General features: G+C 52.5%; 18 protein-coding genes. 9 read left to right on the forward strand and 9 right to left on the reverse strand.

Features of this window, described 5'->3' with window-relative positions; all coding sequences use genetic code 11:
- Window positions 1-162: 162 nt before the first annotated feature.
- A complete protein-coding gene (locus G9Q38_RS06230; protein ID WP_166128953.1) occupies window positions 163-1053 on the reverse strand; it encodes a LysR family transcriptional regulator in 891 nt (296 codons plus the stop codon).
- Between the two features lie 145 nt (window positions 1054-1198).
- Between G9Q38_RS06230 and G9Q38_RS06235 the strand changes: the two genes are divergently transcribed.
- Complete coding sequence (locus G9Q38_RS06235) at window positions 1199-2299, forward strand: Rieske 2Fe-2S domain-containing protein (RefSeq protein ID WP_166128956.1); 1101 nt, start codon at window positions 1199-1201, stop codon at window positions 2297-2299.
- A 30-nt stretch (window positions 2300-2329) separates the two neighbouring features.
- Here G9Q38_RS06235 and G9Q38_RS06240 read toward each other — a convergent pair whose 3' ends face one another.
- Window positions 2330-3265: a LysR family transcriptional regulator gene (locus G9Q38_RS06240; protein WP_166128958.1), complete on the reverse strand. Its 936-nt coding sequence runs from the start codon at window positions 3263-3265 to the stop codon at window positions 2330-2332.
- A gap of 192 nt (window positions 3266-3457) precedes the next feature.
- On the opposite strand from G9Q38_RS06240, the gene G9Q38_RS06245 reads away from it, so the two are divergent.
- The 6 genes from G9Q38_RS06245 (at window position 3458) to G9Q38_RS06270 (ending at window position 10318) form a co-directional block, all read left to right on the forward strand.
- Window positions 3458-4960: an aldehyde dehydrogenase gene (locus G9Q38_RS06245; RefSeq protein WP_166128961.1), complete on the forward strand. Its 1503-nt coding sequence runs from the start codon at window positions 3458-3460 to the stop codon at window positions 4958-4960.
- Between the two features lie 37 nt (window positions 4961-4997).
- The gene (locus tag G9Q38_RS06250) at window positions 4998-5762 is read left to right on the forward strand and encodes an SDR family NAD(P)-dependent oxidoreductase (RefSeq protein WP_166128963.1); all 765 of its coding nucleotides are present in this window, start codon (window positions 4998-5000) and stop codon (window positions 5760-5762) included.
- Window positions 5763-5769: 7 nt separating this feature from the next.
- Window positions 5770-7377, forward strand: coding sequence for a sulfatase family protein (locus G9Q38_RS06255; RefSeq protein WP_166128966.1), 1608 nt, complete (start codon window positions 5770-5772; stop codon window positions 7375-7377).
- Between the two features lie 96 nt (window positions 7378-7473).
- Window positions 7474-8493 carry a TRAP transporter substrate-binding protein DctP gene (gene dctP, locus G9Q38_RS06260; protein ID WP_166128969.1) on the forward strand — a complete coding sequence of 340 codons (1020 nt, stop codon included), beginning with the start codon at window positions 7474-7476 and terminating at the stop codon, window positions 8491-8493.
- 57 nt (window positions 8494-8550) lie between these two features.
- Window positions 8551-9015, forward strand: a complete 465-nt coding sequence (locus tag G9Q38_RS06265; RefSeq protein ID WP_166128971.1) for a TRAP transporter small permease — start codon at window positions 8551-8553, stop codon at window positions 9013-9015.
- Window positions 9016-9022: 7 nt separating this feature from the next.
- Entirely contained in the window at window positions 9023-10318 is a 1296-nt protein-coding gene (locus G9Q38_RS06270; RefSeq protein ID WP_166128974.1) for a TRAP transporter large permease, read from the forward strand.
- A gap of 91 nt (window positions 10319-10409) precedes the next feature.
- Here the strand turns inward: G9Q38_RS06270 and G9Q38_RS06275 are convergent, their stop codons facing one another.
- The 6 genes from G9Q38_RS06275 to G9Q38_RS06300 form a co-directional block, all read right to left on the reverse strand.
- The gene (locus G9Q38_RS06275; RefSeq protein ID WP_166128976.1) at window positions 10410-11975 is read right to left on the reverse strand and encodes an inorganic phosphate transporter; all 1566 of its coding nucleotides are present in this window, start codon (window positions 11973-11975) and stop codon (window positions 10410-10412) included.
- Between the two features lie 150 nt (window positions 11976-12125).
- Entirely contained in the window at window positions 12126-12671 is a 546-nt protein-coding gene (locus G9Q38_RS06280; RefSeq protein ID WP_166128979.1) for a hemerythrin domain-containing protein, read from the reverse strand.
- Between the two features lie 19 nt (window positions 12672-12690).
- Window positions 12691-15054: a glucose/quinate/shikimate family membrane-bound PQQ-dependent dehydrogenase gene (locus G9Q38_RS06285; RefSeq protein WP_166128982.1), complete on the reverse strand. Its 2364-nt coding sequence runs from the start codon at window positions 15052-15054 to the stop codon at window positions 12691-12693.
- The gene (locus G9Q38_RS06290) at window positions 15051-18137 is read right to left on the reverse strand and encodes an efflux RND transporter permease subunit (protein WP_166128985.1); all 3087 of its coding nucleotides are present in this window, start codon (window positions 18135-18137) and stop codon (window positions 15051-15053) included. Before G9Q38_RS06290 ends, G9Q38_RS06285 begins: the two co-directional genes overlap by 4 nt.
- Window positions 18134-19192 carry an efflux RND transporter periplasmic adaptor subunit gene (locus G9Q38_RS06295; protein ID WP_166128986.1) on the reverse strand — a complete coding sequence of 353 codons (1059 nt, stop codon included), beginning with the start codon at window positions 19190-19192 and terminating at the stop codon, window positions 18134-18136. The genes G9Q38_RS06290 and G9Q38_RS06295 overlap by 4 nt, the downstream gene beginning before the upstream one ends.
- A gap of 43 nt (window positions 19193-19235) precedes the next feature.
- Window positions 19236-20216 carry a TerC family protein gene (locus tag G9Q38_RS06300; RefSeq protein WP_166128989.1) on the reverse strand — a complete coding sequence of 327 codons (981 nt, stop codon included), beginning with the start codon at window positions 20214-20216 and terminating at the stop codon, window positions 19236-19238.
- Window positions 20217-20355: 139 nt separating this feature from the next.
- Between G9Q38_RS06300 and G9Q38_RS06305 the strand changes: the two genes are divergently transcribed.
- Window positions 20356-21255, forward strand: coding sequence for a LysR family transcriptional regulator (locus G9Q38_RS06305; RefSeq protein WP_166128992.1), 900 nt, complete (start codon window positions 20356-20358; stop codon window positions 21253-21255).
- Here the strand turns inward: G9Q38_RS06305 and G9Q38_RS06310 are convergent.
- Window positions 21204-22247, reverse strand: a complete 1044-nt coding sequence (locus tag G9Q38_RS06310) for a metal-dependent hydrolase (protein WP_166128995.1) — start codon at window positions 22245-22247, stop codon at window positions 21204-21206. The two genes, G9Q38_RS06305 and G9Q38_RS06310, sit on opposite strands and share 52 nt — an antisense overlap.
- Window positions 22248-22407: 160 nt before the next feature.
- On the opposite strand from G9Q38_RS06310, the gene G9Q38_RS06315 reads away from it, so the two are divergent.
- A complete protein-coding gene (locus G9Q38_RS06315) occupies window positions 22408-23601 on the forward strand; it encodes an amino acid aminotransferase (protein ID WP_166128998.1) in 1194 nt (397 codons plus the stop codon).
- Window positions 23602-23888 lie beyond the last annotated feature (287 nt).

Raw genomic sequence — 23888 nt, forward strand, 5'->3', positions numbered from 1 at the left:
AAGGGGACCAAGTGTTTAATTCAAAAAACTGCGGGTTGCCTGAGTGACAGTCTAAAAGAGTGAAGTGGTAAAGAGCGACTGAAAAATTGTTATGTTGGCATCACCAGTTGGAATATCGGTAGTTATCCCAGGTCGGCACTCAAGGCGTGAGCGCGTCAGTGGCTAATTCAAAGGTGTACGGCGCACTTGGGTGGCAAAGGCTTCCGCCACCGGCGTTAAAGGAGATTGACTGCTTTTTATCAGGTAAATGGGAACGGCCGGGAATTGTTCTTGTAGAGGGATACGGCAGATATCATTGACGTGAAAGGGGTGTTGGACAATTTTTTTGGGCATCACAAAAACAAGATCTTCTTTTAACGCGGCCGCTAATAAAGACAAAATTGATTCAAAATGAAGAATGGTTTTAGGTGGCACTAATCCGCGTTGCTGGAAAGCCAGTTTGAACAGGTTGCCAGGGCCTTCTTCTGGGCCAGAGGTTGCCCATGCGGCGTCTTTTAATTCAGCCAAAGAAGTGGCGTGTTCCAAAGGGTGGCCTTTTCGACAACTAATGCCTATTTCCGACAGGAAGAGTTGTTCTACGCTGAATTCGGGACCCAACATCGGCTCAGGCAAGGGGCCAACAGCAAAATCAATATCTCGTTCCCGAATGAGTGGTAGAACCTTTGGATACAGCCCGTCCATGACGGTGATGACTACTTCCGGGTAGGTGCGTCGAAAGCGTTGTACAGCGGAAGGGATTATTGAGACTGCGGTGATCGGGGAAACCGCTACCCGTACATGACCTCCTTTGTCGCCGCGAAGGCTTTTAAGCTCTTCGGAAATGCGGTCGATCTCTGTAAATGCCGTGCGGGCTCGAGTAACCACGATGCGGCCAAATTCTGTAAGTACAACGCCACGCGCGGTGCGAGTAAGTAGTGGGGCTTGAAGTTCATCTTCCAGTTGTCGAAGGCTTTTGGTTAAGGCCGGGGCACTTACTCCCAGTAGCGCTGCAGCTTTGCGCAAGCTGCCTACCTCGGCGATCTTCAGAATGTAACGCAATTGATCAAGCTTCACTGTTAACCCCAGGTTATCGCCACTAACTATAAAGATGCTATTCAATCACGTGCCGTCTGTCTAGACTGAAATCACAAATCAGGGGTGCCAAGCCCTGTGGGTTGCCTGCCCAAATGATTTTTGAAGATTTTACGGAGACATAATTATGAATTACCTGCGTAACACCTGGTATGCGGCGATGTGGTCCCACGACCTCAAGCCAGGCCAGATAGTGGGCCGTACTTATTTGAATGAACAGGTTGTCCTGTTCCGATCAAACAATGGCGTTGTTTCCGCCCTTGACGATATTTGTCCGCATCGATTTGCGCCTTTGCATAAAGGTTCATTGGTTGACGGTTGTAAGATTCGTTGCGGATATCATGGGTTGGAGTTCGATGGCGAGGGTGCCTGCGTGCGAAACCCTCATGGTAAAGAGCGCATCCCGGCGGCCGCGCACACGCGTGCTTATCCCGTCACCGAAAAACATTCCATGATTTGGATTTGGATGGGTGATCAGCCCGCCGATCTCGATCTGGTGCCCGATTTTCAGTTGATCGATGACGCACCGCCCGAGCTGGTCAGCCGTCGCGACTGGATGAAAATGGAGGCTGGTTTTGAACTGGTCGTTGATAACCTAATGGATTTGAGCCATACGTCTTTCTTGCATGATGGCTTGTTGGGTAATGAAGCAACGATTAAGTCTGATACCAAAGTTGAACAAAGTGGCCATTGTGTAACGGTTGATCGCATGGCGCGTAATGTTCCGGTTACCAAGTTCCACGATTTGCAGTTTCTGCGCGATGGTCAACCTGTGGATTTGTGGACCAAAATTACGTGGCAACCACCTGCCTGTTTGGTCAATGATAACGGCGTAACCCGACCCGGCGCATCGCGTTCGGAAGGGACGGGTGTATATGGTATTCATTTTCTAACGCCAGAAACAGAGACAACGTGCTGGTATCACTTTGTGGCGGTTCGTCAGAATCCGGTTTATCACGGTGAACCGCTTGATACCGAAATCCGTGAGCAGATTGCTGAAATGCGTCGTTATGCGTTTCAAGAGCAGGATCACGACATGATTCGGGCTCAGCAACAAGCCATTTTGCGGTCTGGACGCTCGCTGAAAGAGTTGAGTCTTGAGTCAGACGTCGGAATTGAGCGCTATAAACGGGTGTTGCGTGGTTTAAGACAAGCAGAAAGTTCTGTTATTGATAAGCAAAAGTCTGATCGAGATACGCGTATTCCTCAAACTTTGACGGCAGTGTAGCGTTGACATTGAGCCCAATAGTTTTTGGGCTCAATGATAAATGCCCATTTCCGTACCGGCTTGGCGTAACTGTTGCATCATTGTTAACACCGCAGGTGAAGGTGCTCGTTTGCTGTTTCTTAAGATGCTGATAGGAGGAAGGCGCAGGGGTAAGTCTACTGGGAGGTAGCGCATGCGCCCCGCTTCAATGTCTTCAAGGAAAGCCTCAACAGGTAAGGGTGAGATTACATCTGAATTCAGCATCATGTGGCGGATAACCTGGTATGAAGTCGACTCCACTTGGTGCGGGGGCGGCGTTAGACGAAGTGCGCGAAACATGTCTTCTAGGGCGGCTCGGATATGAGCACCGGTTGTTGGCATCATCCACGTATAACGACAGACCTCTGCTAAAGAAAGGGTTTTGTTTTCGCTTAGCGGGTGGGTAGCGCGAACATGCAGCCGAAATGCCGACTCATACAGCGCTTCGGTAATAACGGAAGGATCTTCACCACGCCAAAAGCGCCCCACGACAAGATCAAGGTCTCCTTGAGCCAGCCTTTCAAGTAGGGTGTTGGAGCTGCCTTCAATAACTTGTACGGTGACCCGAGGAGCGGCTGTGGCAAGCTTGAGCAACGCTTTTGGAACAAGCGCGGGCGTTGAAACGGGCATGGCGCCCAGTGTCACATGGCCTGTGCCACCGGCATGCCACAAACCTAGTTCCTCTTCTGCTTCCCGAATTTCAGTCATGATTGCTTGCGCACGCTCGTACAACACCTGACCTAAAGGGGTTAGTACGCTCCCTCCCGCGCTACGTTCAACCAGGCTGGACCCAATAATTTCCTCCAGTTGGCGAAGCGTTTTAGTGGCGGCGGGTTGCGTAATGTGCAAAGCGTCGGCAGCCCGTGCAAGGGAGCCTTGTTCAGCAATACCCACAAGAAGCCGAAGTTGCCTAAGGTGTACTTGGCGTTGAAATGCGCCCAGATTCATGTCTCATCCTTGTAACGTTTTTATTGTTTTAAGCCTTTTCTTCTATTGAAAAGACTTTATTAGGGTTAGTTTGGATATTACCTCTAGATATGCCTTACTGCCAATTTTTCAATCGATTTTTTATGTCTGCGTACGTAGACTTCACTCTATCGACAAATGTCAATTCTACAGACCACCTATATGGAGACAACGATGTCTGACAGTCAAGCTAAAGCTGCCGCTTCCAATGAGCTCGAGCGTTTTCAGCTTTACATTAATGGCGAATATGTTGCTGCCAAATCCGGTAAAACATTCCTTACCGCTAACCCATACACGACCGAAAACTGGGCCGAAGTGCCAGATGCCGGCACGGAAGATGTTGATCTTGCCGTGGAGGCCGCACGTAAAGCCATGGAAGGACCGTGGGGAAGTATGTCTGGTTTCCAGCGCGCAAAACTCATTCGCCGGCTTGGCGAATTGATTGATGAGAATGCCGAGTATCTGGCCCGTATGGAAGTGCGTGATTCGGGCAAGCTCTACCGTGAAATGATTTTTCAGTTGAAGTACTTGCCTGAGTGGTTCAACTACTTCTCCGGTTTGGCAGACAAGCTGGAAGGCAAAACGATTCCAACCGACAAAAACAATTTCTTTGTTTATACCCAACGTCATCCCGTTGGGGTGGTGGCTGCAATTACGCCCTGGAATGCCCCCATGATGCTAATGGCGATGAAACTGGCACCTGCTCTGGCTGCGGGGTGTACGTTCGTTATCAAACCTTCGGAGCATGCGCCTGCCTCGACGTTGGCTTTCGGTAAATTGGTTAAAGAAGCCGGTATCCCTGACGGTGTGTTTAATGTGGTTACCGGTTTAGATCGCCAATTGGGCGCACATTTGGCTGGCCATCCGGGCGTCGGCAAGGTGGTGTTTACGGGTTCGACGGCAACAGGACGTGCGGTGGCTCAAGCAGCGGGTAGTCAGTTGAATGGTGTTGTGCTGGAGTTGGGTGGAAAGTCGCCGCAAGTCGTGTTCGAGGATTCCGATCCGGAAGCGGTTGCCAATGGTGTGATTGCCGGAATTTTCGCAGCCGGGGGGCAAACCTGCATGGCTGGGTCACGCCTCATCATACATCGCAGCATGGTGAAAGATGTGGTTGATCGTGTCGTGGCACGCGCCAAAACGATCAAGATGGGTGATCCCCAGGCCGACGATACGGAAATGGGCCCCATTTCAAACAAGCCTCAATTTGATCGTATTAGTGAGTTCTTGAAAAGTGCCGACTCGGAAGGTGCCAAAGTTGTTACCGGCGGCGTTGATACAGACAAACACGGATGGTTTGTGAAGCCCACCGTCATTACAGATGTGACTTCTGATATGCGAGTGGTGAAAGAAGAAATCTTCGGTCCGGTGTTATGCGTTATTCCATTTGACACCGAAGAAGAGGCAATTGCGTTGGCAAACGACACTGAATATGGTCTTGCCGGTTCAGTGTGGACGATGAATATTCAGCGCGCCCATCGCGTGGCGAGTAAGTTGCGTACCGGTACAGTGTGGATCAATTCCTATCGTGCGGTTTCGCCCAGCGTGCCTTTTGGCGGCTTTGGCGCCAGCGGCCTGGGTCGAGAGAATGGTGTCGAGTCCATTCTGGACTTTATGGAAACCAAGTCTGTGTGGGTTGAGTTAAGTGGTGCAACGCGCGACCCATTCCGCATGGCCTAAGCGTGGCGCTATTGTTAGAAAAGGATCAGGAGAGAACATGACAACAGGCAAATTAAACGGTAAAACCGTGGTGATCACGGGTGCGGCACAGGGAATTGGCAAGGCGTACGCAGACCGTTTGGCGCAGGAAGGCGCGCAGGTGGTTTTAGTAGACCTGAAGGCGGAGCCATTAGCCGCGGCGGTTGAGGACTTGCGTTCCAAAGGTCATCAGGCAGAAGGAAAAGTGCTGGACGTTTCCAATGAGCAAGATGTTAAGCGCGTTGGTCAAGAGTTGGGGCAAGCGTTTCCCAGAATTCATGGCCTGATCAACAACGCTGCTGTCTTTTCAACGATTCAGCTGAAACCGTTTTGGGAAATCGATTCGGCTGAGTGGGACAAAGTCATGGCCGTTAACGTGAAAGGGCCGTGGATGTTGGTGGGTGCCTTGCTGCCCTATTTGCGGGCGGCCGAGGCGGCCAGCGTTGTGAACATTGGTTCCGACGCAGTCTGGATGGGTAAAGACGGCTATATGCATTACGTTGCAAGTAAGGCGGCGGTGTATGGTATGACGCACGCGATGGCCCGTGAATTGGGCGGCGACAATATCCGGGTCAATACGTTGTCTCCTGGTTTTACAGAAACTAACGTGCCGCGTGCCACGTTCACTCAAGAACAACTGAACGGTATTATGAAGTCGCAATCGTTAAAGCGTATTGCTGATACTGACGATATTGTCGGTGTGGCATCTTTCCTGATCAGCGACGAAAGTCGCTGGATTACAGGTCAGACATTGCACACAACGGGTGGCTTGCTATTCCGTTGAGGCAATTATGCGTAAACCAAACTTTTTGCTCATAACGACTGATCAGCAATGTGCTGATCACGTGGGCTGCTATGGCAATACGCAGTTACGTACGCCAGTCATTGATAAGTTGGCGCAACAGGGAAGACGTTTCGACCGCTTCTATGTGGCATCGGGTGTTTGCATGCCGAATCGGGCTTCGCTGATGACCGGGCGGCTTCCTTCGTTGCATGACACGCGTTGTAACGGGATCCCGCTTTCTCGTAGCGCGACAACTTTCGTTGATGTGTTGCGGGCTGCAGGCTATAAGACGGGCCTGGTTGGTAAGTGCCATTTGCAAAACATGACAGATATGCCGCCTGAGATGCCGGCGCCGGTGCTGCCTGAAGGTAAATCTGCGCCACCTGCCGGATTGGAAGATGCGATGAAAAATCGTTGGTGGGAGGGCGGCTATGACATGGAGTTGTTGCGGCGTTGGCGCGAAGATGCTTCGCACCGGGTGCAGGCGCCATACTACGGCTTTGATCATATTGACCTGGCCACTATGCATGGTGATTTAGTTGAGGGGGATTATGCGCGCTGGCTGGCGGACCAGGTTGGAGACATCGATCGAGTTCGGGGCCAGAAAAACGCCTTAAAGGACGAACGTTATTCGGCGCCTCAGGCGTGGCGTACCCGTGTTCCTGAACATCAGTATCCTACTGCCTGGACGGGTGATCGGGCTGAGGACTTCATAGAACTGGCGGCTAAAGACGCGCAGCCCTTCTTTTTGCATTGCTCTTTTGCTGATCCTCATCATCCCTTTACGCCACCGGGCAAGTATTGGGATATGTATGACCCAGAAGACATTATTTTGCCGCGCTCATTCTATGCTGATTACAACCAATGTTTTGATCCGGTTAAATCCCTGCATGCTCAGCGAGAGGGTGGCTGCGCGCGTAAGACGTCGACAGTGGGATTTGCGGCGACCGAGCGTGAGGCTAAGGAATCGCTGGCTTTAACGTACGGCATGATCACCATGATTGATGACACCGTTGGCCGAATTCTAAAGAAGCTTGAAGCATTGGGTCTGGATCAGGATACGATCGTGATTTTTACCAGCGATCATGGTGATTTCATGGGTAGTCATGGGTTGCTGCTGAAGTCTGCCTTGCATTATCAAAGTTTAATTCGGGTTCCTTTTATTTGGACCGAACCATCAGGCGTGAAAATGCAAAACCGCGGTAGTACGACCTGCGCGCTGGCCAGCACGCTTGATATTTCGACAACCATTTTGTCGCGGGCGGGATTGGCGCCTTACTACGGTATTCAAGGGGTGGATTTGTTGCCCGTTGTGCAGGAAGACCATCCCGGATTGCGCAGTGCGGTTTTAATCGAAGAAGATGGTCATGCGCCTACCTTTGCCCTGGATCATCCTGTCCGCGCTCGTACTGTCGTAACGGATCTGTATCGCTTAACGGTATATGACGAAGGCAATTGGGTTGAGTTGTATGACCTTGAGAACGACCCCGATGAGTTAAACAATCTGGCCCAAGATCCTGCCTATGCAACGCTGCGCAGCCAGATGTTTGAGGTGCTGGCAAGGGAACTTATGTTGTCGGCGGATCGCTCGCCATTCCCTTTGGGGAGGGCTTGAAATTTGGGGTGTGGGCGTGTTTGCGTGAGCGCTTATTACTCAACATGGAATCGCGTAAATCCTATAAATAACTAGTGGTATGTGAGGAGATAAAACATGCTTAAGAAAATAGCGGGCTTAATGGTAATGGGCCTGGCCCTGAATATCGCTCCGGTGCAAGCCAAAACAACCCTTTTGTTTAATGTTTTTGTGCCGCGGTCGAATAATTTCCACGAAGTAGCCAGGCAGTGGGCGCAAGAAGTTGAAAAAGCAACCAACGGCGAAGTTGCCATTCAGTTTACGGCGGGTAACATGGCTCCGCCACCAGAGCAGTTGGAGGCAGTTAATTCGGGCGTGTTCGATATTGCTTTTATGGCCAATATCTTTATTAAGAACAAGGCGCCTTTATTGCAAGCTACTATGCTGCCCTGGTTAGTCGATGAATCAGAGAACGCATCAGTTGCCTTATGGCGTGTGTACAAAAAACACATTGAACCCAAAGCACCGTTTCCCGATGCGCATTTGCTGGGGCTTTTCCACAATGCCGGAGGCCAAATGGCCAGCCTTACCGATACACCCATCAACAATGTTGAAGAGTTGAAGTCGCGCAAGATGTGGGCTTTGCCTGGGCCGCCTGCTGACTTGTTGAAAGAGTTAGGATCAAGCCCGGTTGCAACACCCGCTGTGCAGGTTGGAGAAATGGTTTCGCGAAAAATCGTGTCGGGCTATACCGGTATTGCGCCTGAGATTGCCCGTGATTACAAGGCAGGGCCTTATACTAAATCGTTTACCTGGTTCCCCCGCGCAATCACATCAACCAGCTTTTCAATCTTTGTCAACAAGGATAAGTGGAATGCACTAAGCGAAAAAAATCGTGAAGCGATTATGTCTGTTTCGGGCGAAAAGCTGGCTGCAATGGGCGGTGCAGCCAGTTATAACGAAATGCAAATCGCTTTGAAAGAAATGAAAGATAATGGCGTCAAAGTGATTCCTGCCGATGCGTCTTTTTATGCTGAACTTCAGAAAGCCGCTGAGCCGCAGTTTGAGGCTATGCGCGAAATCGGCATGCAAGTGGGTGTCGATATGGATGCGATGTTGGATGACTTTATGAAAGAGTCTGGCATTACAAAAAAATGATAGATGTCGAGGGTCAGCTTTTGAAAGTTGACCCTCATCGCTCTTAAGGAGCCGGTCATGGCTTTTGCCAAATTTTTATTCAAGTTGGCCAGTATTGTTTCGGTCTTTTTGTTGGTTTTCATGGTTGTCATGACTGACGCCGATGTCTTCTTTCGTCAGCTGTTTAATCGATCCATCTTCGGGGCGGCGGAACTCGTTAATTTTGCGCTTGCTATTGTGATTGGTGCAGGGTTGGTGACAGCAGTGCGTGATAAATGCCATATCAGCGTCGATATATTCAGTGATTATCTTTCCTGCATTCTTCCACGGTTTCACAGGGCGTGGCTTGCATGGATAAATGTGTTGGGAATTTTTTCCGTAGCCTCGCTGGTGACGTTTTATGCGGTAAAAAAAATCCACGATCGCGAGCTGTCTTTTCTTCTGGAATTCCAGGTGGGCTGGGTGTTTCTTGCCTGTGGCATATTGTGTTTTATGGCATTTCTGGTCCAGTTGATCACCCAAGTTCTACGACATCCAGAGTAGGGTTGATATGTATTTAGCCATTATTGGTTTTTGCGCGTTAATTGCGCTTAGTTTCACAGGTATTCCACTTGCCTATGCTTCGCTTATTGTTGGCATTGTTGGGTTCGGTTTAATGCGTGATTTTGGCGCTGCCTTCACAATGGCCGGCCAACAGGTGGCGGAACTGTTTGTTAACCCGAATCTGGTCGTGGTGCCTTTATTTATTTTAATGGGCGAACTGATTCGTCGCTCCAATGTGGCAGATGAGTTATACGCGATTGGCAACGTTATGGTGGGGCGTTTCCGAGGTGGGCTGGCAATGGCAACCATTTTGGCCTGTGGCGCGTTTTCAGCTGTCTGTGGTAGCTCAGTTGCTGCGGCGGCTTCAATGACCAAAGTCTCTATGCCGCCGATGCGGCGTCATGGCTATAAAGATAGTATTTCCGCAGGTTCCGTCGCGGCAGGTGGGACACTGGGCATTCTGATTCCGCCTAGTATTCCCATGGTGATTTATTGTATTTTTGCGCGCGAAGATATTGGTTTGATGTTTGCAGCGGGAGTGGTGCCGGGCTTGTTATTGATCTTGGTTTTTTTGTTGGCTATTCGCATTTGGATTTTTTTCCGACCCCAGTTGGCTCCTTTGGGAGAGCCGATGTCAACGACTGACAAGATTGGCGTCTTCAAAAAAGGTGGGGCGTTTTTACTGTTGTTCATTATTGTGTTGGGCGGTATTTATGTGGGGGTGTTTACGCCCACTGAAGCGGCCAGTGTAGGGGCGGCCGGCGCTTGGCTGATTGCTATTCAGCGTGGCTATATGCGTCGTTGGCGTGAGTATGTGGACACTTTTAGTGTCGCAGCATCTATTACGGCGGCTATTTTTCTGATTGCCGCTTGCGCTATGGTTTTTGCGCAGTTTATCAACCTTACCGGGTTACCTTTTATTCTGGTGAATTTAGTTGATACCTTGAACTTAAGTGGCTTGGCTTTAATTTTAATCATTGGCCTTTTCGTCGTGGTACTGGGTATGATTTTTGAGTCTTTGGGGATCCTGGTGCTTATCGTGCCCATGTTTATTCCTGCCCTTGTAGATCAAGGCGTGAATTTGATTTGGTTCGGTGTGCTTGTGATGATTTTGATTGAAGTCGGTTTAATCACGCCGCCGGTGGGTATTAATGTCTTTACGGTGAAGTCTGCCAGCCCTGATTTGAAACTTATGGATATTTTTGCCGGCGTATTCCCGTTTGTGCTGTCTATGTTTGTGGTTGCCGGTATTATTATTGCGTTTCCAGGGCTGGTTTTATGGTTACCGGATTTGATTCGCTAGTCGCCTGCTAAAAGCGTTGTATATAAAGAGGGCCTCATGAACGCGTGAGGCCCTCTTTATTAGCATTCAAGAAAACGAATAATGGCGCCCCTTACAACAACGACGCCATCAACCAGTAAATAATGGCGGCCAGTAGCGCTGATGCGGGCACGGTGATAATCCAGGCGGCCACAATTTTGGTCACCGCAGTACGCTTCACCAGTTCATTTTTGTAAACCTTGCGAATTTTCTTATATTCTTTTTTGCTCAGTTCGATGTCGGCTTCATGGGCTTTCAGCTCTTTCAGCATGGTTTGTTTGGTGGCAACGTCGGCGGCTGCAAAGCGGTCGAGGAAGGCTTCAACAATTTCCTTGTCGGTACCGGAGTGGTGGTGCTTTATTTCTTCCAGCATGCGTGAATAGTTTGACTTCAAACGTTCACGCAGGAAACCCACGCCAAAAATGCCACCAATGGCAATATGGGTGGAGCTGACCGGCAGGCCCAACTGCGAAGCGATAATAACGGTAATGGCGGCAGCCATGGCCACTGAAAACGCGCGCATTTGGTCGAGGTCGGTAATTTCGCCGCCTACGGTACGAATCAGTTTGGGGCCATATAGCGCCAAGCCAAGCGCGATACCGAATGCGCCGATTAACAATACCCATAATGGAATACCGGCCTGGTCGGATACGCCGCCGCGCATGACGGTGTCGGCAATGGCGGCCAACGGGCCGATGGCGTTAGCGACATCGTTGGCGCCGTGAGCGAAGCTTAACAATGCGGCCGCGAAAATTAACGGGATAATGAACAGCGAGTTGATGGCTTTTTTGGTGTTGTTAAGCTGACCGGCTCGACGCGTAAGTAATTTACGCATAAGCAGCCAGAAGACCAGGCCCATGGCAAGGCCGATTCCGGCTGCAGTGAAAAAATCCACCTTCCAGACTTTACTTAACCCTTTCAGCATCAGGTAAGTTGTGAAAGAAAACGCCATCACACCGATCAGGATGGGCACCGTGCGGCGGGCGGCTTCCACCATGTCGGTTTTGTAGGTGATGGCGCGTTTAATCCATAGCAGGAAGCCGGCGGCAATAAGCCCACCCATGACGGGTGAGATGACCCAGCTGGCGGCGATTTTTCCCATAACAGGCCAGTTGGCGGCGGCGAAACCACCGGCAGCCAGGCCGGCGCCCAAAACGGCACCCACAATAGAATGGGTGGTGGAGACCGGGGCGCCGAGCGCGGTCGCCAGGTTCAGCCAGAGTGCGCCGGCAAGTAGCGCCGCCGTCATGAGTGCGATGAAATGATCACTGTCGGGTACGTACGACATGTCGATAATGTCACCGCGTACCGTGGAAATGACGTCGCCCCCTGCGATGATGGCGCCGGCCATTTCGAATATGGCCGCAATGACAATGGCCCACCCCATGGAGATCGATTGCGACCCCACGGCCGGACCGACATTGTTGGCGACATCGTTGGCGCCAATATTCATGGCCATGTAGCCACCAATCATGGCGGCAACCACCAGCAAGATGCCTTGTTGCCCGGTGATGCCCAAGCCCAGAGAAGAGTAAATCATGATTCCGGCAACAAACAGTAGTGCCAGTCCGTAGCGGAAGAACTCGCGTCGGCTGCGTTTGGTACCTTGTTGCAGGTCGTTCACGTTTTGGAGCTTCATGGGTAAACTGGGGCTTGTTCTGGGTTAAGGAAAACAGCGTTTAAGCATACAGCGCAAATTATGACATTTCTTTTTTTTGTCATATTTCGCACATGAAAAAGCCCATGTGTTGCATGCATGGGCGGGTTGTATTTTAACCGTTATTGCGGATTAGGCTGTTTGCAGGCTCAGGGCAAATTGCATATGGTGCTGATGGTGGTGGGCGTGGATTCGCTCGACCTCTGCAAAGCCCACTTTCAGCGCATTGACTTGTGCATCGCTTAATAGGCGTTCCGCCATGGGGAACACCATAGCGTCTTCTTTCCAAATGTGGTCGGGGTAGAGCAGGGCAATGCCGTGAATAGCTTCGCAAATGGTCTGGCGCGCTTTCGCTTCGTCTGTATCCAGAAAATCAATGCCTTCTTCAAGTTGCCCTACCAGTTTTCGGCCTTTAATGTGTTCGCCTTTTAGCCCGCCAATTGGGCACCCGCTCTCCGGGACATTGGCGTCGACCAGTGCGGGAAAGAGCAGGTCTTCCTCTTTGCCGTGATGGCAGTGGTCGGCAAATTCACGCATGAATTGAACGGCTTGTCGCAGGACGGACGCATTAACGGGTTCAGAGCCGGCAATACCAGGCGCAAGGCTATTTAAATGATTTACAACCATCAGAATATAGCGATGGTCGTCAACAAGCTGTTGAATGGGATGGTCTGACATCGTTCGACTCCTTTAAGAATTAGGGCAACGTATATGCAATGACATCATCACCTGCAGTGGTGTCCAGTGAACCATGGCCGCCAGCAACGACCACCAGATACTGCTTGCCGTTTTTACCCATGAAACTCATGGGTGTAGCCTGACCACCTGCGGGCAAGCGCTGCTTCCACAGTTGTTTGCCGGTAGAAACATCGTATCCGCGTACGTAATTATCGATAGTGCCCGAAAGGAAAGCGACACCGCCCGCTGTCATGAGCGGGCCTCCGAGGTTGGGAACGCCCATTTTGAAGGGAAGCGACAACGGTGAGCTGTCGACAACGGTGCCGTTTTTGTGTTTCCAGACAATCTCGCCGGTAGCCAGGTCGGCACCGGCCACATAACCCCATGGTGGGGCCTGGCACGGTATGCCCAGCAACGACAAGAAGGGAAAGAGCTTAACCGCGTAGGGCGCGCCAAAGTTTTCGTTCAGTGCGGGTAAACCGTGCTCCGGTGGTGTGTTGTGGACTACCAGTGAAGTGTCGTCTTTACGGGGGATAAGTTGTGAGACAAACGCAAGGTACGTTGGGGTGGTGAACGCAACCTGGCGTTGAGGATCAACCGCGATACTGCCCCAATTGAACACGCCAAAATTGCCCGGGTAAATAAGAGACCCTTCCAGCGAAGGCGGGGTGAACCGGCCGTCGTAACGATAACGATGGAACTGAATGCGGCAAGCTAACTGGTCGAACAAAGTTGCGCCCCACATATCAGCACCCGTCAGTTCCGGTGGGTTGAACGACAGTTTCGAAACAGGTTGGGTGGGCGCCGTGAAGTCACCCAGCACAGCGCCTTGGGGGGCGGGCTCTTCCTTCACCGGCAAAATGGGCTCGCCGGTTAGCCGGTTCAGAACAAAAAGCTCACCTTGTTTGGTGGGTTGAACCAGGGCGGGCACGGTTTCGCCGTTAACCGTCAGGTCGAGCAAACTGGGCTGCGAGGGAACATCGTAATCCCACAAGTCGTGATGCACGGTTTGGTAATGCCAGCGAACCCGGCCGGTATCCAGCTCCAGTGCGACAATCGAGGTGGAATATTTCTCGACTTCGGGGCTGCGGTTACCACCCCACTGGTCGGGTGGCTGGTTGCCCATGGGAACGTAAATTAGCCCAAACTCTTCGTCGACACTGCTGATGCTCCAGCTGTTGGGCGAATTCGGCGTATAGGTTTCGCCTGGTGCTATCGGTTCGGTTTGTTCGGGGTTGGCGGCATCCCAGTTCCAGACTAATTCACCGGTATTGACATTGAATGCACGAATAACGCCCGAGGGTTCGCTGGTGGAAACATTGTCGAGTACGGTGCCACCCACAATCAGCAGGTCTTCGGTGACCACTGCCGGCGAAGTTGAGTAATAGCCGCCCACGCGTTTGTTGGGCATGTTGTTCCAAAGGTCAATTTCACCGTTGCCTTTCCCGAAGGCAGAGCAGACCTCGCCGTTTTCAGGGTTCAGCGCAATGATGCGGCCATCGGAAGTGGGCATGAATAAACGTGAATTACAGTTGTCAGAAAACCCTTCCAGTGCGGTTTTATCCACTTCGGCCTGATACGAAACGCCGCGGCAGGTAAGGTGTTGCAAGGCCATATCGCCTTCGATTTCCGGGTCGAAACGCCAGAGCTCGTCACCCGAAGTGGCATCCAGTGCAATCACGTTCTGGTGCGGGGTGCACAGGAACAAACGGTTGCCCACGTTCAGGGGCGTGACCTGGAAGGTGGTTTCAACCGGGTCGCCTGGTTGGCCACGCATATCGCCTGTTTTATAGTGCCAGGCCACTTCCAACTGCCCGATGTTCTCCGGTGTAATTTGTTCCAGCGGTGAATAACGCTGACCGAAGCCGGTACGGCCATAGGCATGCCACTCTTCTTTGGGGACGTTGGGCGCGCGATAGGTGTCGGGGGTGGTGCGCATGGCAAGCGTGCCATCGATGCGATGCGGGTCGTTGATCCAGCTGGCGGCGGACACAACCAGTGTGCCTAGCAACGCCAGCCACAACAAGCCTTTGTTTAGCCCTGGTGCGCCTTGCAGCGACCGGTTAACCCATGGCACCAGCAACCACAGACCCACCACGAAAAACAGCCCGACCCTTGCGGCCAGTGGCCACCAATCGAACCCTTGTTCTTGAATGGACCACCATAGCAAGCCGCCCAGCAGCACGGCGTACCAGAAAAAAGCCAGGGCTTTTTGCTTGAACAGCAGGATGGCGACCAGCATTAATGCCAACCCAAAAGCGATATAAAGTGGGGTGTCGCCCAGTATGAAAAGCCAGAGCCCGCCGGCTGATAACGCTAACCCGGCCAGTAACAGCACAAATGCGGTAAGGGTAAGAAGTAACGGGCGCCTGGTTAAGTTCATTCGTTCTCCTGTGGTTTGATTCGGAACCAAAGCCCGTAAAGGGCTGGTACAAATAATAGAGTAATAGCGGTGCCTACGGCTACCCCTCCAATGAGTACGAAGGCAAGTGGGCCCCAGAAGGTGTCCAGGGTTAACGGCACAAATGCAAATACCGCGGCCAATGCGGTGAGTATGACCGGGCGCGCACGTTGTACGGCCGCTTCTACAACGCCTTCAAATTGACTCATGCCGGCTTCGAAGTTGTCGGCTACCTGTTGCGTAAGAATCAGTGTATTGCGCATGAGAATGCCTGCCAGACCGGTGAGCCCAAGCAGGGCGACAAAGCCAAAAGGCTGCTGGAACATCAGTAAAGCCAGTACTGCGCCGATAAGCCCAAGAGGGGCGGTGGCGATGACCATGAAGGTGCCGGAGAACGAACGCATTTGCAGCATGATGAAAATCAACATCACTGCAAACATAATGGGTTGCATTTTTTGTATGGAGGACTCACCTTTGGTCGACTCTTCAACCGAGCCGGCCAGCTCCAGATGATATCCCGGGGGCAGGTTGCTGCGTAACGTTTTAAGGTTGTCCCACAAGGCCAGGCTAACGTCATTGGGTTGCGCGCCTTCAACATCGCCCTGCACCATCAGCACGCGTTCGCGATTGTGTCTTTTAATGACGGGTTCTTCAAAGCGGGTTTCTATCTTCCCCAATTGTGAAAAGGGCAGCTTGCGCCCTTCTGGCGTGACAATTTCAATGCGACTCAGTATGTCGGCATTGCTGCGCGCATCGTGGCTCAATCCCGCCATGCGCGCGACGACATTTACACTGCGAATGTCCTGGCGCAGCTGGGTGACGGTGATGCCTTCCAGTTGGAATTGAAGCTGGCGCGAAACGTCGAGCGGCGTCATGCCCAGTAGGCGCAGACGCTCTTTATTCATGTTCAGATGCAGAATGGGAGCACGTTCATTCCAGTCGAGGTGGGCGCCGCGAACGTGCGGGTTTTGCTCCATTACGTTGCGGATATCGTAGGCAATGTCGCGCAGCGTATCTGGATTAGGCCCCAAGATACGAAAGGCAACCGGCCAAGTAACAGGCGGGCCATACAACAAGCCCGTTGCGCGTATCCGGGCCTCGGGGAAACGGCCGCGATCAATGGCCTGGTTCACCTGGTCGATGACTCGGTCGCGTGCTTGTGCGTCCGTTGCCACAGCAATCAATTTAGCAAATCCGGGGTCGGGCATTTCGGGGCTGGCGGAAATGAAGAATCGCGGGGCGCCTGCACCAATGTAGGCCGACAACGATTCAATTTCCTCCATGGGTGATAACAATGCCTCAAGCTTTTGAACGGTGCGGTCCGTGGCCTCGATACTGGTACCTGGCGGCATGTAAACGCTAATCAGCACCTCGGGCCGGTCGGACGTGGGAAAGAATTGCTTCTGTACTACGGTGGCCATGCCTGCAATAGCCAAAAGCAGTAGTCCAATCGTGATAAACACAACGGTTTTGCGGTGCACGACACACCAGGTTATGAGTGAACGCAAGCGTTGATATCGTGAAGACTGATAGGGTTGATGGTGTGATTGCGCCGGGTCTTGGCCCTGATGGGTCTTGTGTTGGGCCGGCAACATCTTAACGCCCAGGTACGGGACGAAAATGACGGCAACCAGCCACGATACGATGAGCGAAATGCCCAGTACCCAGAAAATGTTGCCCGTGTATTCGCCTACGGCCGACTGCGCAAAACCAATCGGTATGAAGCCGGCAACGGTGACCAGCGTGCCGAACAGCATAGGCGCAGCGGTCACTGTCCAGGCATGCGCCGCCGCTTTAACGCGGTCCCATCCTTCCTCCATTTTTACCAGCATCATTTCAACCGAGATAATCGCGTCGTCTACCAATAAACCCAGAGCCAGAATCAGGGCACCCAAGGTCACGCGATCCAGATTGATACGCATCATAAGCATGATCAAAAAGGTAATGCCCAGCGTAACGGGCACGGCAATGCCGACGATAAGGCCTGCACGTAAGCCGATGGCGAGCATGCTGACGGCAACAACGACAGCCACAGCGATAAAAAATTTGATTTGAAACAGATTCACTGCGCCGGCAATCGCGTCGGCCTGATTGGTTAACACATTCAGCGACATCCCGAGCGGTAAACGAGCACGTTCTTCTTCTATAAAATTTTCCAGCCGTTCACCCAGTTCCAGGCCGTTGGCGCCGCTTTCCATGACAACACCAATTAAAACAGCGTCTTGCCCTTTGGAACGAACCAGGTAACTGGGCGGGTCTTCGTAGCCCCGGTGAACCGTGGCGATGTCGGCCAGACGAATCAGGCGCTCGCCAATACGTAATGGAACGTTCGCGAGTTCTTCCGGCTCAGACAGGTCGCTGTCCAGGCGCAAGTACAAACGCGGCCCCTCGGTTTCAATGCGCCCGGCCGGCACCAGCCGGTTATTCGCGTCGATGGCTTCGAAAATTGCCGTGGGCGAGAGCCCCAGGTTATTCAAGCGTATCGGATCGAACTCGATGAACACACGTTCGCTGCGTTCGCCTAGTATCAGCGCTTTACGCACGCCCGGCACTTGGTGGATACGGTCGCGAATGTTTTCCGCGTCTCGTGTCACCAGGCGCATGGGCAGGCCTGGCGCAGTCACGGCAATCAGGTTGAAGTAAACGTCGGCAAAGTCATCATTCACAATGGGGCCGATGACGCCTTCAGGCAGGCTGCCGGCCTCTTCCTGCATGCGTTTGCGCACTTCGTAAAACAGGTCCGGTACGATTTCTTTGGGTGTGTTGTCTTGAAATTCCACCAGCAGGTTGGCCTGCCCGGGGCGCACGGTGGTTTCAATTTCGTGCAGGTGGGGCACTTCCTGAATGCGTTTTTCCAGTCGGTTCGCCACCTGTTCTTGCATTTCCTGTGGCGTGGCGCCGGGCCAGTTGGCCGACACCACGAGCGCCCGGACCGTGAAGGGAGGGTCTTCGGCGCGGCCCAATGACAAAAAAGCATAGATGCCTGCAATAACCGCCAGAATGAGAAAAAACAGGGTAATGGCGCGTTCCTTAACCGCCAGCGCCGACAGGTTTGGAAAGCTCATTCGTCTTGCACCCGAACGGACATGTCGTTTTGCAGCAGGTGTGTGCCGACGGCAACAATCTGTTCGCCGCTTTCAAGCGACCCTTTTACGTGGGCGGTTTCCGTTTCAATGCTGATGATGGAGACGGGTACCGGGTTGACTTTTCCATCTTGAATCCGCCACACGTGGGGGCCGTTACCCCGCTCGTTGATTGCGCCCAGCGGCACGACAAAAGACGTTTCATTTGATGGGGGGGCGCTAAATCGGGTACGCACCACACTGCCTAACTGCAGGTCAGAATTATTGCTATCTTGTTCAACGAGGGCGTAGCGCGCACGTAGTGTGCGGCTTTGCGGGTCGACCGCGCCGGCGGTTTCCCGCAGCGATAACGCAAGCGATTGTTCGTTAAGCAGCAGCGCGCCCTTTTCAGGCGGTGTCGTGCTTTCGGGGAAATACACTTCGACTTCTCGCTTGCCGGCGTGGGCCAGGCGGGCCACGGTATAGCCCGACGCCACGACTTGCCCTTCGTCTGCGCTGACTTCAATTAATACGCCGTTGGCTGGTGCATTGAGTTGCGCGTAATCCAACGCATTTTTTGCCTGACTCAGTTGTGTTTGCGCCACTTCGCGTCGCGCACGTGCTTCGCGCAGCATTAATTCCGCCTGCTCGGCCGCTTGTTTACTTACAGCGTTGTGTCGCAATAATTCCTGGTGTCGAGTCAGATCTGCCTGCGCAATTCGCAAGGCAGCGTTCGCGGCGGCTAAATCGGCCTGGGCACCCTGAACGCGTTCCTGAAAGTCGCGAGGGTCCAGCGCGAGCAAGGGTTGCCCCTGGGTAACGGTTTGCCCGGCATCTACGAAACGCTTGGCAATCCGGCCGGCTATTTGAAAAGCCAGGGGAGATTCGGTACGCGCACGGACGATGCCGGACAAGCTGATTGACGATTGGTTGTCTGTTTCCAATACCCATGGCTTGACGATGGGCGCTTGCGATTGAGACGTGGAAGTGGCGGCGTTGTTGCATCCGGTAAGCAACAACGCTGCAGCCGTGGCGAAGCAAACAACAAATGCGCGCATGGTACGTTCTCGTGATGATGATCAGCGAGATCGTACCGCATTCTTATGCCTGGGTTTTAGTCCCCGCCGTTTTATACAACGACAAGATAACCCCGCCGGCAAGAAGCGTTATTGTGACGCCCAACGAGACGGAGGGGGGGACCTTGCCGATTATGTTGACCAGGAACACCTTGCCGCCGATGAACACCAAAATCAAGGCCAGCGCGTATTTCAAATAATGGAAACGGTGAATGATTGCGGCTAGGGCGAAATACAGTGCGCGCAGCCCCAGAATAGCGAAAATATTGCTGGTGTAAACAATAAATGGATCGGTCGTGATAGCGAAAATGGCTGGAATGGAGTCAACTGCGAATACGACGTCGGTGAATTCCACCAGAATCAGCGCCAAAAACAGGGGCGTGGCTTTTCGCATTACGCGACCCGATTGTGGGTCGGCTTCTTTCACCCAGAAAGCATTGCCGCGCAAACCGTCAGTGAACGGGATGTAACGCTTTAGAATTTTCAGCAACAGGTTTTTGGAAATGTCGGGGGTGTGGTCGACCATAAACCACATTTTGACGCCGGTAAACACCAGGAAAGCGCCGAATACGTAGAGTATCCATTCGAATTCGTGAATCAGGCCTGCGCCCACCCCAATCATGATGGCACGCAGTACGATCACGCCCATAATGCCCCAGAACAGAACGCGGTGTTGATATTTGCGTGGAATGGCGAAAAACGTGAAGATCAGCGCAATGACAAAAATATTGTCCATCGACAGGGATTTTTCGATAAGAAACCCGGTGTAGTAATGCATGCCGTCTTCAGGTCCGAAGAACCACCAAACCCAGCCGCCGAACATGACGGCAGCCAAAATGTAGCCGGCGGAAAGAAAAAGGCTCTCACGGATGCCGATTTCGCGTTCCTCTTTATGAAGCACGCCCAGGTCGAATGCCAGCAATGCAATTACAACAACGAAAAAAACGACCCAGGTCCACGCCGGTACACCTGCGACGGTGAGAAACAGAAAATCAAATCCATTCATGGCAATGCGATTCCGTATAAATGGTCAATGTTGGAACGACGCTATCATGCCTTTTCTTTTAATATATATAAATACTGAATAAACTGACTAATACTTCGAAAAAAACGAAGTTTTGGCTTAGACGGCACAGGTCGTTCAAATGAATTATCGCCATCTTTATTATTTTTGGATTGTGGGTAAGGAAGGGGGCTTTGCACGTGCGGCGAGTCGCCTGGGAATAGCGGTGCAGACCGTGTCTGCGCAAGTACGGGCGCTGGAAAAGGATTTGGGGCATGAATTGCTCAAGCCGGATGGTCGCGGTGTGGTTTTAACCGATGCCGGCCGGCGTGCGCTGATTCGTGCCGATGAAATCTTTCAGTTGGGTAAAGTACTGCAAGATGAGGTTGCACAGATAGCTTCGCGTCCGGTTATGCGCTTTTCCGTGGGTCTTTCTGACGGGTTGTCAAAGTTGGCGGCCCACACCTTGTTGCAACCCGTTTTGGAAGAAAGTGGCCTGCAGCTTTTATGCCATGAGGGAGAGTTGGAGGCGTTGCTGTCTGAGCTGGCCCAATATCGGCTTGATGTCGTGTTGGCCAGTCAGCCTGCGCCACCGAACCCTAATCTGCGCTTGTTGTCCGACCGGATTGCTTCCAGTGAGATTGATTGGTTTGGCCCCAGGAAATGGGTTGGTAAAGAGGCACAACAGGCATTCCCCGAGATTCTGGCCACGCTTCCCGTTTTGTTGCCGACTCGGCACTCGATGTTGCGTTTGTCGCTGGATCGTTGGTTCGATGCATGCGCCATTAAACCCAACGTTGTGGGCGAGTTCGAAGACAGTGCTTTAATGGCCGTGTTTGGCTCGAAAGGAATGGGCGTATTTCCAACAAGCAGGTTGGGGGCGTCGGATTGGGATCTGTTACCCCGGCTACGCCGTTTGGGGCAATGCACTGGCGTGCACGAGGATATTTATGCCATTCGCCACCGTCGCAGTGATGCACATCCTTTGCTTCAGCGCGTCATGCGTGTTTCCCAACTGGCTAGGGGCAAGGGTGGACTCTGATGAATGATGCGGGTAAGAACGTTACCCAGTGCATCAACGCCGCGCTCTGAACGCCATCTTTCCGGCGGGGTGGTGCGCCATTGCCCGGTAACCGGGTCGCGCTGCGCGACTTTGAAGCGGAAGGAGTAATAGCCGGTGCCCAGGCCCATGCGTAAGTCAGTGGCAACAAGTTGGTTGTCAATTTCATCGTAACGCAACCAATCGCCACTGAACCAGCGTAAACCATCAAGCATTGGATTGTCCGTTAACGCGTGGGCGGGCTTGCTATTCAGCGGTAAACGAATTCGCTCCCCGGGCTTGTCGTCAAGAAAGCCCGTAATCACCTCATAGTAATGATCATCGGGGGTTTTTGCCATTACGCGCCAAAGCAGAATATTGAAGGGCGCGGGTGTTGAGAACATGTCGGTGATTTCAATGTTCGATTCTGCGAATTCGGCGCGCACGCGGGCTTCAGTGACGTTTTTGGCGACCACTGACACTGCTAAATAAAGCGCGCAATAACCCAGAACCCAGCCATTGAAACGCTGCACACCGGGTCGTGCGCCCGCTGCAATGCCCGCAACAGCGGCAATCAGCAGGGGCAGCGTAAAGAAAGGGTCGATAATAAATATGCTGGACACACTGGTGGGGGTGGGGTGCCAGGGCCAGAACAGTTGGGTGCCGTAGCTGGTGAGCGCATCCAGAAGGACGTGCGTCATGAAGATTAACCAGAGGGTTAAAAACAGGCGTCCTTTGCTGTATTGATGCGTTGGCGGCCAAAGCCGGAACAGCCAGGTCAGCAATAAGGAAAACAGGGTAAGGACAAACACCGAATGGGAAAACCCACGGTGATAGATCATGTTGGCAATGGGATTGCCGTAATCAATAATAACGTCGAGATCGGGCAGGGTGGCCAGAACGGCGCCGGTCACATAGGCTTTGCGACCGTGAAAGCGCCCCAGCATCACACCGGTAACACTTGCGCCTAGTACCGCTTGCGTAACTGAGTCCATGGGGAGTGTCGCGTTTTGAAGTCGCCTGATACTACCACAGGCGTCTTGCATTTGCGGTGCGTGGGGCTGCGTTTTTCCGGGTCGCCGGGCGCGTTAAAATGCACTTTTCATTCAACTTCTTGCCGCCCGTGCATGCGTCGGGGGCGCTAAAGGAATGCTCTTGTTCAATGTACTGTCCGCCTATGCCGGCGACCCTATTTTGTCCATGCAACTGGCGTATCGCGATGACGCCCGCCCCGAGAAAACCAATTTAAGTATCGGTCTGTATTACGACGATCAAGGGCGTATTCCTCGTTTAAGTTCGGTGCAGCAGGCACGGGAACGGGTGTTGCGTTCTACAGATCCCAGTATGTATTTGCCCATGAGCGGAAACCCCGCCTACTGCAAGGCGAGTCAGGTCCTGGTATTTGGGGCCGACGCCCCCGCATTGCATGAAGGTCGTATCGCTACCATTCAAACCGTCGGCGGTTCGGGTGCGTTGAAAGTAGGAGCCGACGTTCTTCGTAAATTTTTCCCGGGATCCCAGGCACGTATCAGCGACCCCAGTTGGGATAATCACCGTGCCATTCTGGAAGGGGCGGGGTTTGTGGTTGAAACCTATCCGTATTTCAATCGTGACACGCAACGCCTGGATTTCGATCGCATGCTGGCGGGTTTGAAAGCGTTGCCGCAAGAAACGGTTGTATTGTTTCATCCTAGTTGCCATAACCCGACGGGCGCGGATTTAAGCCAGGCGCAGTGGGATCAGGTCGTCGATATTGTGGTGAGTCGCCGGTTAATTGCTTTTCTGGATATGGCATACCAGGGCTTTGGCGATGGCCTTGATGACGATGCTTATCTGGTTCGCGCGCTGGTTTGCGCGAATGCATCGTTCCTGGTGGCGAATTCGTATTCCAAAACGTTCTCACTTTACGGCGAGCGTTGCGGGTCGTTAAGCATGGTGTGCGCAAATGCCGATGAAGCGGGCCGTGCGCTTGGCCAGATGCAACAGGCGGTACGTCGTAATTACTCCAGCCCGCCGGCGTTTGGGGCAAGCCTGGTGGAAACCGTTTTGAACGATGCTGAACTGGCGGCGCTGTGGCGCAGCGAATTGGCGGAAATGCGCACGCGCATCCAAACCATGCGCTCACGGCTCTACGAGGGCTTGTGTGCGCAGCAACCGGGGGTTGACTGGGCGTTTCTAATGGCTCAGAAAGGCATGTTCGGTTATGCACCGGTTTTGGCGCAACACATGATGCGTTTAAGAAATGAGCATGCGGTTTATATCATTGAATCGGGCCGCATTTGTGTGGCGGGGTTGAATGACGCCAATGTAGATCGTGTGGCGTACGCTTTTGCTGCAGTGCTGAAATAGGGCGAAATTAAGCGAATTTCGTATATTTTTTGCCAACATGCTCATAAGTTATCCGGAATAACCCCTAAATTCAGCGAAGTGTCATCTCTTTGACTTGTTTTTGGGGTACGCTCTTGGTGCAGTACAGAACTTTTGTGCTAACCGTAACTTTCAAGAGGTTATACAAGATGTTGGTTAAACCGCGTACTCCCGCTCCATTCCGTCCTTTCAAGGCCAGTTCTCAGCTAGTGGTCAATCACGAGCGCGCCAAACAGGCGTCCGCCAAACGTATTATCAGCATTGGCAGC

The organism is Pusillimonas sp. DMV24BSW_D (assembly GCF_011388195.1).
GTDB lineage: Bacteria > Pseudomonadota > Gammaproteobacteria > Burkholderiales > Burkholderiaceae_B > Neopusillimonas > Neopusillimonas aestuarii.